A 16,306-nucleotide genomic window follows, 5' to 3' on the forward strand; every position below is an offset into this window, starting at 1 on the left:
GCGGGTTACCTTACCGTAAGTTACGAGATCGTAGGTTACGAAGTCGGCCGCACCGATGTGTCGGATCTCCTATTGCGATCCAGGGTCAGGGTTGCTAAATTAGCGTGCCCTTCGGCGGAAGCGAAAAGGCTTGTCCCGCTTGGTTTTTTCGCGCAGCGCCGCCTGTTCGTGCCGGGCTCTTTCCTGGAGCGCGAGCTTGGCATCGCGCAAGTGCTGCCGCTCGTGCTCGGCCTTCTCCTTCAGCGCCGCCTTGGCCTCGCGCAGCATCTCCTTTTCCTGCCGCGCCTTCTCCTGGAGCACCACCTTCGCCTCGTGCAGCGCCGAACGCAGACCGCGCCGCTTGCCCGTCTCCGGATCCACACGCAGCCAGTGCGTGGACTCCGCGCCCGGCAGCGTCATGCCACCCAGCGACGGCAGCGTGATGCCCGCGAACTTGTGTTCCGAGGAGGTCTCCGGGGCATTGTCGGCGGTCGCCTTGAGGAACCGGTCCGGTATCGCCAGCTTGTGGATGGTGCGGAAGGCGAGCAGATACTGCTTGCCCAGCGAACCGGTGGTGTAGGGCAGGTCGTACTTGTCGCACAGCTCGCGCACCCGCACCGCGATCTCGGGGTACCGGTTGCTCGGCAGATCCGGGAACAGGTGGTGCTCGATCTGGTAGCAGAGGTTGCCGCTCATGAACGCCATGGCGGGACCGGCTTTGAAATTGGCGCTGCCGAGCATCTGGCGCAGGTACCACTCGCCGGGGGTCTCGTTCTCCAGCTGCTCGATGGTGAACTTCTCCGCGCCGTCGGGGAAGTGGCCGCAGAAGATCACCGCGTACGCCCACAGGTTGCGCACCAGATTGGCCATCGCGTTCGCCTTCAGCGTCTGCTTGAAAGCCGGTCCGGTGAGCGCGGGGTAGATCAGGTAATCCTTGGCGACCTGACGGGATATCTTGCGGCCGAAATCCCGGTTCGGCTGCGACATCAGCTGCTTGCGCGGCGTGCCGGACAGCTCCTTCTCGATGCTCCAGTCGTGCAGCGCGATGCCCCACTCGAAGGTGGCGGCCAGCAGCAGGTTCGCCAGTGGCTGGATCAGGTGGATCGGACGCCACGGCACGTCACGGGTCATCCGCAGGATGCCGAAGCCGAGGTCCTCGTCCTTGCCGAGGACGTTGGTGTAGGTGTGGTGGGAGTAGTTGTGTGCGCGGCGCCACTGCGAGGAGGGACCGGTCATGTCCCACTCCCAGGAGGTGGAGTGGATCTCCGGGTCGTTCATCCAGTCCCATTGCCCATGGCTGACGTTGTGCCCGAGCTCCATGTTCTCGATGATCTTGGCGACCGAGAGCAGCGCGGTGCCGGTGAGCCAGGCCCAGCGCTTGCGGCTGCCGAACAGCACGGCGCGGCCCGCCACTTCGAGACCGCGCTGCGCCGCGATCGCGCGACGGATGTACTTGGCGTCGCGCTCACCACGGGACAACTCCACCGAGCGCCGGATGGAATCCAGTTCCTGCCCCAGTGTCTCGATGTCGGTCACCGTGAGGTGGGCGAACGTCTTGATGTCGGTGATGGCCACCGGGGTCCTTTCCCTACTCGATCCAGATCGAGGGTACCTGCCGGGCTATACGTCCAGGGAGCAATCGCCGGCGGCGGCCGAGACGCAGGTCTGCACCTTGTCGCCCGCGCGGCGCTCGTCGCCGTTGCGCAGATCGCGCACATGACCGGAACTGATCGTGACGACGCAGGTCTGGCAGATGCCCATCCGGCAGCCGAACGGCATTTGCACGCCGACCGACTCGCCCGCCTCCAGCAGGCTGGTCGCGCCGTCCACCTCCACGGTGCGTCCGGTCTTGCCGAAGGTGACCGTGCCGCCCGCGCCGACCGCGGAGCGCTCGATCTCGAACCGCTCCACGTGCAGCCGGTCCGACCGGCCCGCGTCGCGCCAATGCTTCTCGATCTCGTCGAGCATCCCGGCGGGTCCGCACGCCCAAGTGTGCCGTTCGCGCCAGTCGGGGAACTCGGTGTCCAGATCGGCGAGTGCGAACTTGCCGCGTTCGGCGGTGAGATGCAGGCGGGTGCGGAAGCCCGGATTGCGATCGTGCAGGTCGCGCAGCTCAGCGCCGAACATCACGTCGTCGGCGGTGCGCGCGGAATGCAGGTGCACCACGTCGGTGAAGTTCTCGCGGCGGTCCATCGCGCGCAGCATCGACATCACCGGGGTGATACCGCTGCCCGCGGTGAGGAACAGCACCTTCTCCGGTGGCGGGGACGGCAGCACGAAACCGCCCTGCGGCGCGGCGAGCCGGACGACGGTGCCCACCGGAACGCCGCTGACCAGGTGGCTGGACAGGAAACCTTCCGGCATCGCTTTCACCGCGATCGAGATCAGCCGCTTGCCGCCGCGCCCTGGCACGGACCAGTCCGGCGGGCAGGTCAGCGAGTACGAGCGCCAGTGCCAACGTCCGTCGACCAGGAGGCCGATGCCGATGTACTGGCCGGGTTGGTAGGTGAAGTCGAAGCCCCACCCCGGCTGGATCACCAGCGTGGCGGCGTCGGCGGTTTCCTTGCGGACCTCAACGATGCGCCCGCGCAGCTCTCGCGCCGACCACAGCGGGTTGGCCAGGTGCAGGTAGTCGTCCGGCAGCAACGGGGTGGTCACCCGCGCCACGGCGCCACGCAGCACGTTCAGCTTGCCGCCGCGCTCGGCGACACTCGCCGCGGGCGCCTCCAGCCACGCGCGGATGCCTCGCACCGAGAAGCTGCCAATTTTCGAACCCATCGCTGCCGTCGGTCTCCCTGTTGTCGGTTGCGCGGCCGTCTCATCGCGCGGACGCGGCCTCGGCAGCAAGGTTACGGCATCGTAGGTTACGGCGGGTGGGCGAGCCCGCGAACGGCGTGGCATTCAGAGCAGTTCGAGCAGGAACGGCAACTCCTGCGCGGCGTACCAGGCCAGCTGGTGGTCTTCGGCGTCACCGAGGACGAACTCGGCGTCGGTGTCGCCGAGATCGGCCGCGTCGACCACGTCGACGGCCTTGGCGACCTGCGGTTCGGCGTCGGCCAGGTCGACGTGCACCGAGGCGATCTGCTGGTAGGTGATCGGGCCGCTCAGCCGGACCACCGCGTCGTCCAGGTCGGGCCGCAGCTTCGCGCCGGTCACGTCGGCGGCGACCACCGCGCGCCGGTAGACCGGGCCGCCGCCGGTGACCGGTGCGGCGTCGTCCGGTTGCTCCGATTCGGCGATGTCCGCCGATTCGCCGATCGTCTCGCGTTCGGCGGCGAGCAGCCGCAGCGAGGCGCGGGCGGCCTCGGCCATGGCCACCTCGCCGAGTTCCTCGTCGTCGCCGGAGGCATACGCCTCGCGCAGCGTGGGCGTCACCGCGAACGCGGTCCCGCTGACGGCGGCCAGTACCCGGTCGGCGACCAGCTTGCGCAACATCGGCACCGTCACCGGGATATAGACCCGCAGCTTGTTCTGATCAGATGCAGGCACCGAGCATCTCCTCCATGGAATCGCGCACCGCCGCGGCCAGCACACCGATATCGGCCATCGCGTCGCGGTCGGCGTTGAGACCGTAGAAGACATGTCCGTCGTAGGACGTGATCCCGATGCTCAATGCTTGTTTGCGCAGCAATGGCGATACCGGATACATCTCCAGCATCCGCGCACCGCCGATGTACATCGGCGCCTGCGGACCCGGCGCGTTGGTGATCACCAAGTTGAACGTGTGTTCTGCGAACGTACTCGCCGCGCGCACGCTCATCGCATGCAGGCTGGCCGGAGCGAACCCGGCCAGGTGCACCAGGGTGCGTGCGCGGACGGCGCGCCGCTGGCGGCCGTTGGGCTCGGTGGCGTGCGCGATGTGCGACAGCCGCATCACCGGATTCGGCTCGCCGACCGGCAGATCGATCAGGAACGACGACACCTCGCTCGCCGCCTGCGCCTGGTTTCCTTCGCTCCCGTCGACGTACACCGACATCGGCACCACCGCCCGCAACGTCGTGGATTCGGTCAGCGCCTCACCGCGCGACAGCAGCCAGTTGCGCAGCGCGCCGGTGACCACCGCGAGGATCGTGTCGTTGATCGAGCAGTCGAAGCGCCCGCGGATCGCGCGATAGTCCTCCAGGTCGGTGCGCACCACCGCGAAGCGCCGAGTCCGTGAGGTCGGGGTGTTCAGCGGGCTGTCCGGGGCGCCGGTCGCCGCGGCGGCGCGCACCGCCGAGATCACCGACTCCACCGCCTTGCCCGCGGTACCGAGCACCGCGAACGCGCTCGCGCTCGCGTCGCGGGCCACCTCCAGCGCCTTGCGCGGCTGAGCCGCGAGGTGGCCCAGCGCGCCGACCAGCAGTTCGAGGTCGCCGGGTTCGCGCGGCGCGATCCAGGCGTCGTCGGCCAGCTCGCGCGGCGCGGGTCCGGTGTCGAGGATCACGTGGCCGATCTCCAGTGCGGTCTCGCCGTCCACCAGCGCCGAGTGCGACTTGGTGAAGATCGCGCAGCGGCCGTCGGACAGCCGTTCGATCAGGTACATCTCCCACAGCGGCCGGGCCGGATCGAGCGGGTGCGAGGCGAGCCGGGCGACGAGTTCGTGCAGCTGCTCATCCGTGCCGGGACCGGGCAGCGCGGAGCGCCGGATGTGGTAGGTGATGTCGAACCGGCTGTCCTCCACCCAGACGGGGCGGCCGAGCGACAGCGGGATCTCCCGCACTTTGCGCCGGTACCGCGGCACCAGCGCGAGCCTGCTCTCGACCAGATCGACCAGCCGGTCGTAGTCCAGGATCGGCATGGCACTGTCGCCGGGCTCGGTGTTCCGGACGATCGCGAGAGATCCGATATGGATCGGATTGCTGCTCGATTCGAGCCGGTAGAACGCCGTGTCCTGCGGCGTCAGTCTCGTGATCACGCTGCCCGGTACTCCTTTGCCCGATGCCGCCCCCCGCCTATTGTGCTGCCGCAACAACCGTTACCCCGGTCGTTGTGGCATATCCGGTGAATTCGTGCACTGCCTTGCCTGCCCACGGCGCTGTGCCACGCTGTTGCCTTCGAGCCCGGCAAACCGATTCGATCACAGCCGGAACGGGCATGCACAGTGAACGCGTCCGGCCGCTCGACGTGTCGAAGCAGCCGCTGGGCACCGCTGGAGCGTTCGAACCCCGCGCATCCGCCGCCGCGGTCGTCGGCCTACGCAACCGCACCCGCTCGACACCGATTCGAGTCGACGACACCCGGCATGGTCGCTGCCCGGCTCGCACCTGAAGGGCCGCCGCGTAAACGCTAGAGTGGCCAGAGCGGTCCGGCTACGACGGGCTGGCGAACGTTCGCGGTCCTGCTGTCGTCACTGATGCGTGATCATTCGATCGCTTTCGAGAGAACGGATAAAGCGAACGGAGATCGGAGCATTGCTGTTCGCGGCCCGGCTCGCGTCTGAGCGGCCGCCGTATAAAACGGTAAAGTGGCCAGCAGCGGTCACCTATCCGGCTACGACGGGCCAGCAAACGTCGAGGTCCCGATGTTGTCACTCTGCGTGACCACTCGGCCGAACTCCCGCTTCCGAGCGAAGCGAGACCGAGCATTGCAAAACAACACAGACACACCGACCAGAGGACTGACGAGACCCGTGCCTGCGCTGACACTGACGAGGTTGCTTCGGATTGGTGAGGGTCGCATTGTCAAGCGGCTCTCGCATTTTGCCGACCAGGTCCTCGCCCTCGAGCCGGACTACGAAGACCTCAGCGACGCCGAGCTGCGGGCCAAGACCGACGAGTTCCGTGAGCGCTACGCCGAGATGGTCGAAGAGGGCGAGCCCGATCCGCTCGGCCAGCTGATGGCAGAGGCGTTCGCGGTCGCGCGCGAGGCGTCCTGGCGCGTGCTCAGCCAGAAGCACTACAAGGTGCAGATCATGGGCGGCGCCGCGCTGCACACCGGCAATATCGCCGAGATGAAGACCGGTGAGGGCAAGACCCTGACCTCGGTGCTTCCCGCCTACCTCAACGCGATCAGCGGCGACGGCGTTCACGTCGTCACCACCAACGATTACCTGGCCAAACGCGACTCCGAGTGGATGGGCCGCGTGCACCGGTTCCTGGGCCTCGAGGTCGGCGTGATCCTGTCCGGCATGAGCCCGGCCCAGCGCCGGGTGGCCTACAACGCCGACATCACCTACGGCACGAACAACGAGTTCGGCTTCGACTACCTGCGCGACAACATGACCCACTCGCTGGACGACCTGGTGCAGCGCGGGCACAACTTCGCCATCGTCGACGAGGTCGACTCCATCCTCATCGACGAGGCCCGTACCCCGCTGATCATCTCCGGCCCGGCCGACGCCTCCTCGAAGTGGTACGCCGAGTTCGCGCGCATCGCGCCGCTGCTGAAGAAGGACCTGCACTACGAGGTCGACATCAAGAAGCGCACCATCGGCGTGCACGAAGCGGGTGTCGAGTTCGTCGAGGACCAGCTCGGCATCGACAACCTGTACGAGGCCGCGAACTCGCCGCTGGTGAGCTACCTGAACAACGCCATCAAGGCCAAGGAGCTCTACACCCGCGACAAGGACTACATCGTCCGCGACGGTGAAGTGATCATCGTCGACGAGTTCACCGGCCGCATCCTGGTCGGGCGCCGCTACAACGAGGGCATGCACCAGGCGATCGAGGCCAAGGAAGGGGTGGAGATCCAGCCGGAGAACCAGACCCTGGCCACCATCACGCTGCAGAACTACTTCCGCCTCTACGACAAGCTGTCCGGCATGACCGGCACCGCCGAGACCGAGGCCGCCGAGCTGCACCAGATCTACAACCTCGGCGTGGTCCCCATCCCGACCAACAGGCCGATGGTCCGCGCCGACCAGTCGGACCTGATCTACAAGACCGAAGAGGCCAAGTTCGCCGCCGTGGTCGACGACGTCACCGAGCGGCACGAGAACGGCCAGCCGGTGTTGATCGGCACCACCAGCGTCGAGCGCTCGGAGTACCTGTCCAAGCAGTTCACCAAGCGCGGCATCCCGCACAACGTGCTGAACGCCAAGTTCCACGAGAAGGAAGCCGAGATCATCGCCGAGGCCGGGCGGCCGGGCGCGGTGACCGTCGCGACGAACATGGCCGGTCGTGGTACCGACATCGTGCTCGGCGGCAACCCGGACATCATCGCCGACATCCTGCTGCGCAAGCAGGGCCTCGACCCGCTGGAGACGCCGGAGGAGTACGAGCGGGCCTGGCTGCCCGCTCTGGATCAGGTCAAGGCCCAGACCGCCGAGGACGCCGACGCGGTGCGCGATGCGGGCGGGCTCTACGTGCTCGGCACCGAGCGCCACGAGTCGCGCCGCATCGACAACCAGCTGCGCGGCCGCTCCGGCCGTCAGGGCGACCCGGGCGAGTCCCGCTTCTACTTGTCGCTGGGCGACGAGCTGATGCGCCGGTTCAACGGCGCCGCGCTGGAAGCGATCATGACGCGGCTGAACCTGCCCGACGACGTACCGATCGAGGCGAAGATGGTCTCCAAGGCCATCAAGAGCGCGCAGACCCAGGTCGAGCAGCAGAACTTCGAGATCCGCAAGAACGTCCTCAAGTACGACGAGGTGATGAACCAGCAGCGCACCGTCATCTACGGCGAGCGCAACCGGATCCTGCGCGGCGAGGACATGGAGGGCCAGGTCCAGAGCATGATCACCGACGTGATCACCGCCTATGTGGACGGCGCCACCGCAGAGGGCTACGTCGAGGACTGGGATCTGGAGAAGCTGTGGACGGCGCTGAAGACGCTGTACCCGGTGAGCCTGGACTACCGCGACCTGACCGGCGTGACCGAGATCGGCGAGGCGGGCGAGCTGACCCGCGAGGAGCTGCTCGAGGCGCTGCTGGACGACGCGCACGAGGCCTACGAACGCCGCGAGGCGGAGATCGATGGTCTCGCGGGCGAGGGCAGCATGCGCAATCTGGAACGGCAAGTGCTGCTTTCGGTGCTCGACCGCAAGTGGCGCGAGCACCTCTACGAGATGGATTACCTCAAGGAGGGCATCGGCCTGCGCGCGATGGCGCAGCGCGACCCGCTGGTGGAGTACCAGCGCGAGGGCTTCGACATGTTCAGCGCGATGCTCGAAGGCCTCAAGGAGGAGTCGGTCGGCTTCCTGTTCAACCTGCAGGTCGAGGTCGCGCAGCCGCAGCCGGAAGGCGTCGCGGTCGAGCCGGGCCTGCGTTCCCCGGTCGGCGCGATGGCCGCCGCCCCGCGTCCGCTGCCCACCGAGGAGGCCCGCGTCGCCAACGGCCACGCCGCTCCAGCCGCCCTGCGCGCCAGGGGTATCGACGAATCCGCACCGCGCGGCTTCAGCTACTCGGGTCCCGACGAGGGCGGTCACGCCGCGGTGCACAGCGACACCGAGGAGTACGGCGTCGACGGTGGCCCCCAGCCCACCCGCCGCGAGCGCCGCGAGGCGGCCCGTGCGGAGGCGAAGGGCAAGCGCGGCCCGAAGTCCCGCCGCCGGCACTGAGCAGACGGTTGTGTCGGCGCGGACTCGTCCGCGCGGTCCTGCCGTATCGTGAAGTCGTGCGCAGCCGTCTGCAAGGGTTGGAGTGATCGTCCGTGACCGTCCCTGCCATGCACCCGCGCCCAGGCCACCTGCGTGCTGTCGCCGAGCAGATCGAGCGCGCCACGGGCCTGCGGGTCGAGATTCTGGGAGGAAGTCTCGTGATGTCACCGACACCTCGTGGCAAGCACGCGGGGACGATTCGGCGATTGCGGCAACAGATCGAGGCACGGATGCCGGGCGGGCTGGCGGCATACGAAGTTTCGTCGATCCAGATGCCAGACGATGACGACGACTACTGCACACCCGACCTCGTCGTCCTGCCCGAGGCATGGGATGAGGACGATGATTGGTTGGCCGATTCCCATGATGTCGAGCTCGCCGTCGAGGTGATCTCCAAGACGGAGAAGGCCCAGCAGATTACGGACAAGAACGGTTGGTATAGCGCGGCGGGCGTTCGCATGCTGCTATCGGTCGATCCACGCTATGGCCGTTGGGCGCTGTACACCCATCCCAAGGACGGCACGTATCACGGCCAGCTCGACGGGACGTACGGCGACGAAATTCCGTTGCCCGAACCCTTTGGTTTCCCATTGGACACCGGCTGTCTGTCCCGCTATGGACGTGAGTGACACCAGGCGGGTGCGTGCTCCCGTCGCGGACCTGGTTCCGCATCGGCGCGCTCACCGACGGATGGCTGTGCCCCGTGCGGAGGCTCTGGCGCTCTTCTCAGGGATGGGCCAACGAGCGACTACACCGGACGTCGCCGACTTCATCGACGACTCCATCTACGACCCTTACGATCGCGCGTACGCCGCGGCGAGTCCGCGATGAATGTTGCACCGGTCACCCACCTCGACAGTCGCTGACCGTTCTGCTCGATCGGCGCGCCGGGGCCGCGAATCGGCGTATCTTCCTGGAATGGACCGCGTAGCCGTCGAAACATGGGTGACCGGGTACGAGCGAGCCTGGCGGTCGGCGGGCACGGAACAGCTTGCCGAGCTGTTCGCCGCGGACGCCGGGTACCTGGTGTCGCCGTGGGCGCAGCCGCTCACCGGTCTCGGCGCTCTCGCCGAATTCTGGGAGGAGGGCAGGGACGGGCCCGACGAGCCGTTCACCATGCGGTCCCATATCGTCGCGGTGGACGGGGATATCGCCGTGGTGCGGGTGGAGGTGGAGTACGCGCGGGACACCCCGTCGCACTGGCGAGACCTGTGGATTCTGCGTTTCGACGATGCCGGCCGCTGCACGTGGTTCGAAGAATGGCCGTTCGCGCCCGGGCAGCCGGACGGGCACTGATCGTCGGCGGGGGAGGTCGGCCTACCAGGGATCGTTGGAGCCGAGGGCGACGAGCAGGCGGCGGATGGCTGCCACGCGGTGCTCTTTGCCGGTGAGCTCGTCCAATGCGCATTCGGGGTCGGCGGGCGGGCCCAGGTGGGTGCAGCCGCGTGGACAGTCCTCGATGGCTTCGGCGAGGTCGGTGAAGGCAGCGATGACGTCGTCGGGGGTGATGTGCGCCAAGCCGAACGACCGGACGCCAGGAGTGTCGACGACCCATCCACTACCGGGCAAGGGGATCGCGACGGACTGGGTGGAGGTGTGCTTGCCCTTGCCCACGCCGGAGACCTCGCCGACGGCTCGATCCGCGTCCGGCACAAGGCGATTCACCAAAGTGGATTTGCCGACGCCGGAGTGGCCGATCAGCGCGGTGAGGCGGTCGGTGAGCAGGTCCAGCACCGGGTCGAGCGGATCGTCGATGCCGCCGTAGACGATGGTGAGGTCGAGATCGTCGAAGGCAGCGGCGAATTCGGAGTCGGCGGCCAGATCGTGTTTGGTCAAACACAGAATCGGTTGCAGCCCACCGGCATACGCGGCGACCATGGCGCGTTCCACGAAGCCGGTGCGCGGCGGCGGGTCGGTGAGCGCGACCACGATGAACAGTTGCTCGGCATTGCCCACCACGATCCGCTCGTACGGATCGGTGTCGTCGGCGGTGCGGCGCAACACCGTTCGGCGGTCGGAGACCCGGACGATGCGGGCCAGACTGTCCGGCCGGCCGGACAGATCGCCCACCACGTCCACTTGGTCGCCCACCACGATCGGGGTGCGGCCAAGCTCGCGCGCCCGCATGGCGACGATGCGGCGATCCGCGTCGCCGTCGAGCACACACCCCCAGCGGCCCCGGTCGACGGAGACCACCATGGCGGACTCGGCATCGCTGTGCTGCGGCCGGGTCTTGGTGCGCGGACGCGAACTACGCCCCGGACGAACCCGCACGTCGGATTCGTCGTAGCTGGCCGTGGAACGTCTTCCGCTCAGGGCGCCGCTCCTTCGTCGGATAACGCCGGATCGAGCATCCGCTCCCACAAGGCGACGAAATTCGGCAGCGTCTTGGCCGTGGTCCCGATGTCCTCGATCTCGACGCCGGGCACGCGGAGGCCGAGAATCGCTCCCGCCGTGGCCATCCGGTGATCGGCGTAGGAATGCCACTTGCCGCCGTGCAACTCGGTGGGCACGATCTCCAGTCCGTCCTCGGTCTCGGTCACCTTGCCGCCGAGCCGGTTGATCTCGGTGGACAGCGCGGCCAGCCGGTCGGTCTCGTGGCCACGCAGATGGGCGATGCCGCGCAGCACGCTCGGGGAGTCGGCCAGCGCGGCCAGCGCGGCGACGGTCGGGGTCAGCTCGCCCACGTCGTGCAGATCGATGTCGATCCCGGCGAGCCGGTCGGGGCCGTGCACGGTGAGCACACCGTCGAAGATCCTCGCCTCGGCGCCCATCCGCACCAGGATCTCGCGGATCACGTCGCCCGGCTGGGCGGTCAGCCGCGGCCAGTGCGGGATGCTCACCGTGCCGCCCGTGATCGCGGCCGCGGCCAGGAACGGGGTGGCATTGGACAGGTCCGGCTCGACTTCCCAATCCACCGCGCGGATCGGCCCGGGTTCCACGGTCCAGGTCTGGGCTTTGAAGCTGGCCGCGGGCGCTTGTACCCGCACGTCGGCGCGGCGCAGCATCTCCACGGTCATCTCGATGTGCGGCATCGAGGGCAGCGCCTTTCCGTCGTGGTGCACCACCAAGCCCTCGTCGAAGCGGGCGGCCGACAGCAGCAGTCCGGAAACGAACTGCGACGACCCGGACGCGTCGATGGTCACCGTGCCGCCGCGCAGCGCGCCCGTGCCGTGCACGGTGAACGGCAGCGCGTCACCGGCGATGTCCGCGCCGAGCGCGCGCAGCGCGTCCAGGATGGTGCGCAGCGGTCGGATCCTGGCCTGCTCGTCACCGTCGAACGCGACGTCGCCCGACGCCAGCGCCGCGAGCGGCGGCAAGAATCGCATCACGGTGCCGGCCAGCCCGCAGTCGACCGTGCCACCGCCCAGCGGCGCCGGGGCGACGGTCAACGTGTCACGCTCGCCCTCGATGCGCGTACCCAGCGCGCGCAACGCGCCGATCATCAGGTTCGTGTCCCGGCTACGCAGCGCACCGGTGATCGTCGAGGGGCCATCGGCCAGAGCGGCCAGGATGAGCGCCCGGTTCGTGATCGATTTCGATCCGGGCAGGGTCACGGTCGCGTGCACGGGGACATCGACATGGGGCGCTGGCCAGAAGTTCACCCGTCCATCATGCACTGTGTTCGATTTGCAGCGCCTGCGGCGCTGCGTGTTCGCGGCCCCCTTCAGGCTCGCGTCCGAGCGACCGCCGCTGGCGACTTCGTCGCGGACGCGGCGGCCACTCGGACGCGAGCCGGGCCGCGAACGGGCAATGCTCGATCTCGCTCCGCTCGAAAGCGGTAGTTGGGCCGATGCTGTTGCGTTGGCGCGGAAACCGCGGCACCAAGGGCTGCGGCAGCACTGCTCACCGTGCCCAGTTGCGGCCATTCGGCCCGGACGCGAGATTCGCCGCGAGCTGTGCTGAAAGCCGCGCACATGGCGGCCGGTCGACCTCGATGTCGAGCGGCGCGTTCGTCGCCAAGTCGAGACTCGACGGCTCAGCTGCGCCCGCGCCGACCAGCGCTATGCGCCCGCCCAGCCGCGCGGCAGGACAGGCCCGGGTACTCCATGGCATCGAGTACCCGGACCGATTGCCGCGGGCGTTCTTACTTGTGGCGGCCGTGGAGGAGGGGGACGAGCTTGCGCAGCAGTTTCATCGTGGAGGCGGTGCGCGTGTAGCTCAGCAGCGCCATGCCGGGAATGGCGAAGCGCTGCACGGCGATCGAGTGCGGGCGGACGAACTCGCGCAGGCCGGGTTCGCCGTGGATGCGGCCGATGCCGGAGTCGCCCACGCCGCCGAAGGGCAGGCCGGGGATGGCGGCGAAGGCGAGCACGGAGTTCACCGAGGTGGCGCCGACGCGGAGCCGGCGCGCGATGTCCAAGCCGCTCTTCTTCGAGTACACCGCGGAGGACAGGCCGTACTTGGACTTGTTGGCCAGCTCGACCGCCTCGTCCACGCCGTCGACGGTACGGATGGTGATGGTCGGGCCGAATGTCTCCTCGCACACCGCCTCGGAGCTCTCGTCCACGTCGACGAGCACCACCGGCTCGATGAACGGCGCCTTGACCGACTCGGGCCCGCCGAGCACGGCGGTGCCGCCGTTCTTCAGCGCGTCCTCGATGTGGCGGCGCACCACGTCGACCTGGCTCGGCATGGTCATCGGCCCGTAGGCTGCCTTGTCGTCCGAACCGGGCTTGATGTCGCCGAGGATGCGCTTGACCTCGGCGACGAACTCCTCGCGCACCGCGCGGTCCACGTACACCCGTTCGACGCCCGCGCAGGTCTGGCCGCTGTTGGCGGTAGCGCCCCAGGCGACCGCGTCGGCGGCGGCCTTGATGTCGGCGTCGGCGGCGACGATCACCGCGTCCTTGCCGCCGCACTCCAGCAGCACCGGCGTGAGTTTCTCCGCCGCCGCGGCCATGATCCGCTTGCCGGTGGCGGTCGAGCCGGTGAAGGCGATCTTGTCGACGTCCGAGCGCACCAGCGCCGCGCCGGTCGGGCCGTAACCGTTGATCGTGATGAAGACGCCCTCGGGCAGTTCGGGGTTGGCCTCGGCGAACGCGGCGGCGAGGAAATTGCCGATGCTGGTGGAGTATTCGCTCGGCTTGAACACGACGGTGTTGCCCGCGGCCAGCGCGTAGGCGATCGAGCCGTTCGGCGTGTAGACCGGGTAGTTCCACGGGCCGATCACGCCGACGACGCCCAGCGGGCGCAGTTCCAGCCGGGCGCTGAAGTTCGACATCAGCGCGCCGGGGAAGATCCGCTTGGGGCCGAGCGCCTTCTTGGCGTGCTTGGCCGCCCAGGAAATGTGCTCGAGCGCGAGCATCAGTTCGAGGAACGCGTCGTCGAGCGGCTTGCCGTTCTCGGCGTGGATCAGTGCGCAGAACTCCTCCGACTTCTGCACCAGCTTGCTCGACCAGCGCAGCAGATGCGTACGCCGCTCGTCGAAACTCAATGCCCCCCAAGTGGCGGCCGCCGCGCGGGCCTTCGCGACCGCGGCGGCCACCGCGGCGTCGTCGGCGATGACGTGTGTGCCGATCACCTCGCCTGTCGCCGGATTCACCGACGTGAGGGCCGTGTCGTGGTCGGCCGGTCTGGTGTCGGTTGATGTCACAGTGGGTCTCCTCTTGCCGTCTTGCGGTGGGCGGTCGCTGCGCACGCCGGAATGGATGGGCAGACCACCCCTCCGATGAGAGAATGTTATGTCAAAACTCTCAACAGGTCATCAGTTATGGGCCAATTGTCCCCGACACTGTCGGTGGCGGGTGGGAGTATCGGGGATATGTGCGGACGATATGCGACCACCACCAACCCGGGCAGGCTCGCGGCCGAGTTGGACGCGATCGACGAGACCGAGACGACGGACCAGGGCACCTTCACCAACTACAACGTCGCTCCCACCACCCAGGTCCTCACCGTGGTCGAACGGCACGACCAGGGGCGTAAGGACGACGATCCGAAGCGTCGTATCCGGCGTATGCGCTGGGGGCTGATCCCGGTGTGGACCAAGGCCGCCGAACCCGGTGTGCCGGTCAAGGGCAAGCCGTTGTTCAACGCCCGCGCCGACAAGGCCGCCACCACGCCCTCCTTCCGCGACGCGGTGAAGTACCGGCGCTGCCTGGTGCCGATGGACGGTTGGTACGAGTGGGTCGTCGAACCGAACACCGAGCCGGGGGCGAAAGGCAAAGTGCTCAAACATCCGTACTACCTGGCCAACGCCGACGGTTCGCGGCTCTACATGGCGGGGCTGTGGTCGGTGTGGCGCGACCGTTCCCAGCCGGAGAGTGAGCCGCTGCTGTCGTGCACCATCCTCACCACCGACGCGGTCGGCGACCTCACCCGCATTCACGACCGCATGCCGCTGCCCATGCCGCGGGAACACTGGGACGCGTGGCTGGACCCGGATCACCCGGCCCCGGCGACGCTGCTGGAGACCCCGAGCGAGGAGACGGTCGCCGGAATCGTGCCGCGGCCGGTGCCCGCGCTGGTCAACAGCGTGCGCAACAACGGCCCGGAATTGCTGGCCCGAGTGGACGACCAAGAGCAATCCGGGCAGATCAGCTTGCTGTGAGCTCGCTGTGTGGCAGCACCTGCGGCGCTGCGTGTTCGCGGCCCCCTTTTCGGCTCGCGTCCGAGCGACCGCCGCTGGCGACTTCGTCGCGGACGCGGCGGCCGCTCGGACGCGAGCCGGGCCGCGAACGGGCAATGCTCGATCTCGCTGCGCTCGCAACCCGGGGGTGGGCCCGAGAGGCCGTTCGCGATGGCAAGCGCGGACGCGGAATTCATGTTTGCGGGTCTACAGCGAGCACTTCACGCTAGGCGTGGCGATATTCAGCCCGCATTTGATCACCCCGGCGAGCAGATCGATGATCTTGGTCGTCAGAGTCCCGCCGAGCTTCTCGGTCTTCTCGGCTTTTTCGTCCTTCTTGAACAGGCCCTGACCGGTCAGGTCGTCGTCGCCCTGGCCGTCGAAGTCGAAGACGGAATCGTCATCGTCGCCCTGTCCGTCGAAGTCGAAGACGGAATCGTCATCGTTGCCCTGTCCGTCGAAATCGAAGGGGGAATCGCTGACCTGCGTGACCGCCGGGGTGTTCGGAGCGGCGGCGGCTTCCGGGGCGAGGACCGACACCGAACCGAGAGCCACGACGAGAGTTCCGAACAACACGATGATCATGGTGCGCAAACGCTGGTGCACGAACATTCGCATCACATCCTCGAGTCGGATCAATCTGGCCGTTTCCAAGTAACGCACAGATCGCGGCGGTTCTGGCTGGATTACGCGGATATCACCGGTGCGGTGACCGCGCTGGTCAGCCGGATCAGATCGGCGGGCGCCAGCTCGATCTCCAGACCTCGCCGCCCCGCGCTGCACAACACGCGGTCCCAGGACAACGCCGAGTCGTCGATCACGGTGGGCAGCCGTTTGCGCTGGCCCAGCGGGGAGATACCGCCGAGCACGTACCCAGTCGTCTTCTCCGCTCGCGTCTTGTCGGCCATGCTCGCCTTCGCGGCCCCCAGCGCAGCGGCGGCGGCCTTGAGCGACAACGTGTTCGGCACGGGAAGCACCGCGACGGCGAGTGAGCCGGTGGTCAGCTCGATGACCAGGGTCTTGAAGATCTGCTCGGCCGCGACGCCGAGTTCGGCGCCCAGCGCATCCACCGCCTCGGTGCCGTAGGAGTCGGCGCGCGGATCGTGCGTGTAGGCGTGCACCCGGTGGGGCACCTTGGCCTGGGTCAACGTGCGGATCGCCGGTGTCGAGCCTGCTGCCATGGCCGAAACCTTAGCGGCGGTGCGAGCCGCCCAGCGCAGGGCCGTTCGGGGGCCGCA

The 16,306-nt window shown here is 68.0% G+C and carries 13 protein-coding genes; 4 read left to right on the forward strand and 9 right to left on the reverse strand.

Annotated elements, in window-relative coordinates:
- Positions 1-99: 99 nt before the first annotated feature.
- The 4 genes from ACWPXK_RS08845 to ACWPXK_RS08860 all read right to left on the reverse strand — a co-directional run bounded on the left by ACWPXK_RS08845 (position 100) and on the right by ACWPXK_RS08860 (position 4,876).
- Positions 100-1,554, reverse strand: a complete 1,455-nt coding sequence (locus ACWPXK_RS08845) for a fatty acid desaturase (protein WP_454195577.1) — start codon at positions 1,552-1,554, stop codon at positions 100-102.
- Between the two features lie 45 nt (positions 1,555-1,599).
- Positions 1,600-2,757 carry a ferredoxin reductase gene (locus ACWPXK_RS08850; RefSeq protein WP_454195578.1) on the reverse strand — a complete coding sequence of 386 codons (1,158 nt, stop codon included), beginning with the start codon at positions 2,755-2,757 and terminating at the stop codon, positions 1,600-1,602.
- A gap of 123 nt (positions 2,758-2,880) precedes the next feature.
- On the reverse strand, positions 2,881-3,444 hold the full coding sequence (locus tag ACWPXK_RS08855) for a DUF6912 family protein (RefSeq protein WP_454196393.1): 564 nt from the start codon (positions 3,442-3,444) through the stop codon (positions 2,881-2,883).
- A 10-nt stretch (positions 3,445-3,454) separates the two neighbouring features.
- The gene (locus ACWPXK_RS08860) at positions 3,455-4,876 is read right to left on the reverse strand and encodes a WS/DGAT/MGAT family O-acyltransferase (protein ID WP_454195579.1); all 1,422 of its coding nucleotides are present in this window, start codon (positions 4,874-4,876) and stop codon (positions 3,455-3,457) included.
- Positions 4,877-5,590: 714 nt separating this feature from the next.
- Between ACWPXK_RS08860 and secA the strand changes: the two genes are divergently transcribed.
- The 3 genes from secA to ACWPXK_RS08875 all read left to right on the forward strand — a co-directional run bounded on the left by secA (position 5,591) and on the right by ACWPXK_RS08875 (position 9,793).
- Positions 5,591-8,458, forward strand: a complete 2,868-nt coding sequence (secA, locus tag ACWPXK_RS08865; RefSeq protein ID WP_454195580.1) for a preprotein translocase subunit SecA — start codon at positions 5,591-5,593, stop codon at positions 8,456-8,458.
- 92 nt (positions 8,459-8,550) lie between these two features.
- On the forward strand, positions 8,551-9,126 hold the full coding sequence (locus tag ACWPXK_RS08870; protein WP_454195581.1) for a Uma2 family endonuclease: 576 nt from the start codon (positions 8,551-8,553) through the stop codon (positions 9,124-9,126).
- Between the two features lie 289 nt (positions 9,127-9,415).
- A complete protein-coding gene (locus ACWPXK_RS08875; protein WP_454195582.1) occupies positions 9,416-9,793 on the forward strand; it encodes a YybH family protein in 378 nt (125 codons plus the stop codon).
- Positions 9,794-9,814: 21 nt separating this feature from the next.
- Here ACWPXK_RS08875 and rsgA read toward each other — a convergent pair whose 3' ends face one another.
- The 3 genes from rsgA to ACWPXK_RS08890 form a co-directional block, all read right to left on the reverse strand.
- Positions 9,815-10,813 carry a ribosome small subunit-dependent GTPase A gene (gene rsgA / locus ACWPXK_RS08880; protein ID WP_454196394.1) on the reverse strand — a complete coding sequence of 333 codons (999 nt, stop codon included), beginning with the start codon at positions 10,811-10,813 and terminating at the stop codon, positions 9,815-9,817.
- A complete protein-coding gene (aroA, locus tag ACWPXK_RS08885; RefSeq protein WP_454195583.1) occupies positions 10,810-12,102 on the reverse strand; it encodes a 3-phosphoshikimate 1-carboxyvinyltransferase in 1,293 nt (430 codons plus the stop codon). Before aroA ends, rsgA begins: the two co-directional genes overlap by 4 nt.
- A gap of 482 nt (positions 12,103-12,584) precedes the next feature.
- A complete protein-coding gene (locus ACWPXK_RS08890; protein ID WP_454195584.1) occupies positions 12,585-14,093 on the reverse strand; it encodes an aldehyde dehydrogenase family protein in 1,509 nt (502 codons plus the stop codon).
- A gap of 168 nt (positions 14,094-14,261) precedes the next feature.
- Here ACWPXK_RS08890 and ACWPXK_RS08895 point away from each other — a divergent pair, with 168 nt between their 5' ends.
- Positions 14,262-15,050: an SOS response-associated peptidase gene (locus ACWPXK_RS08895; protein WP_454195585.1), complete on the forward strand. Its 789-nt coding sequence runs from the start codon at positions 14,262-14,264 to the stop codon at positions 15,048-15,050.
- 225 nt (positions 15,051-15,275) lie between these two features.
- On the opposite strand, the gene ACWPXK_RS08900 is transcribed toward ACWPXK_RS08895, so the two are convergent.
- Together ACWPXK_RS08900 and ybaK are read right to left on the reverse strand one after the other, a co-directional pair.
- Positions 15,276-15,680: a hypothetical protein gene (locus ACWPXK_RS08900; protein ID WP_454195586.1), complete on the reverse strand. Its 405-nt coding sequence runs from the start codon at positions 15,678-15,680 to the stop codon at positions 15,276-15,278.
- 74 nt (positions 15,681-15,754) lie between these two features.
- Positions 15,755-16,249 carry a Cys-tRNA(Pro) deacylase gene (gene ybaK, locus ACWPXK_RS08905; protein ID WP_454195587.1) on the reverse strand — a complete coding sequence of 165 codons (495 nt, stop codon included), beginning with the start codon at positions 16,247-16,249 and terminating at the stop codon, positions 15,755-15,757.
- Positions 16,250-16,306 lie beyond the last annotated feature (57 nt).

This window comes from Nocardia sp. Marseille-Q1738 (assembly GCF_965283145.1).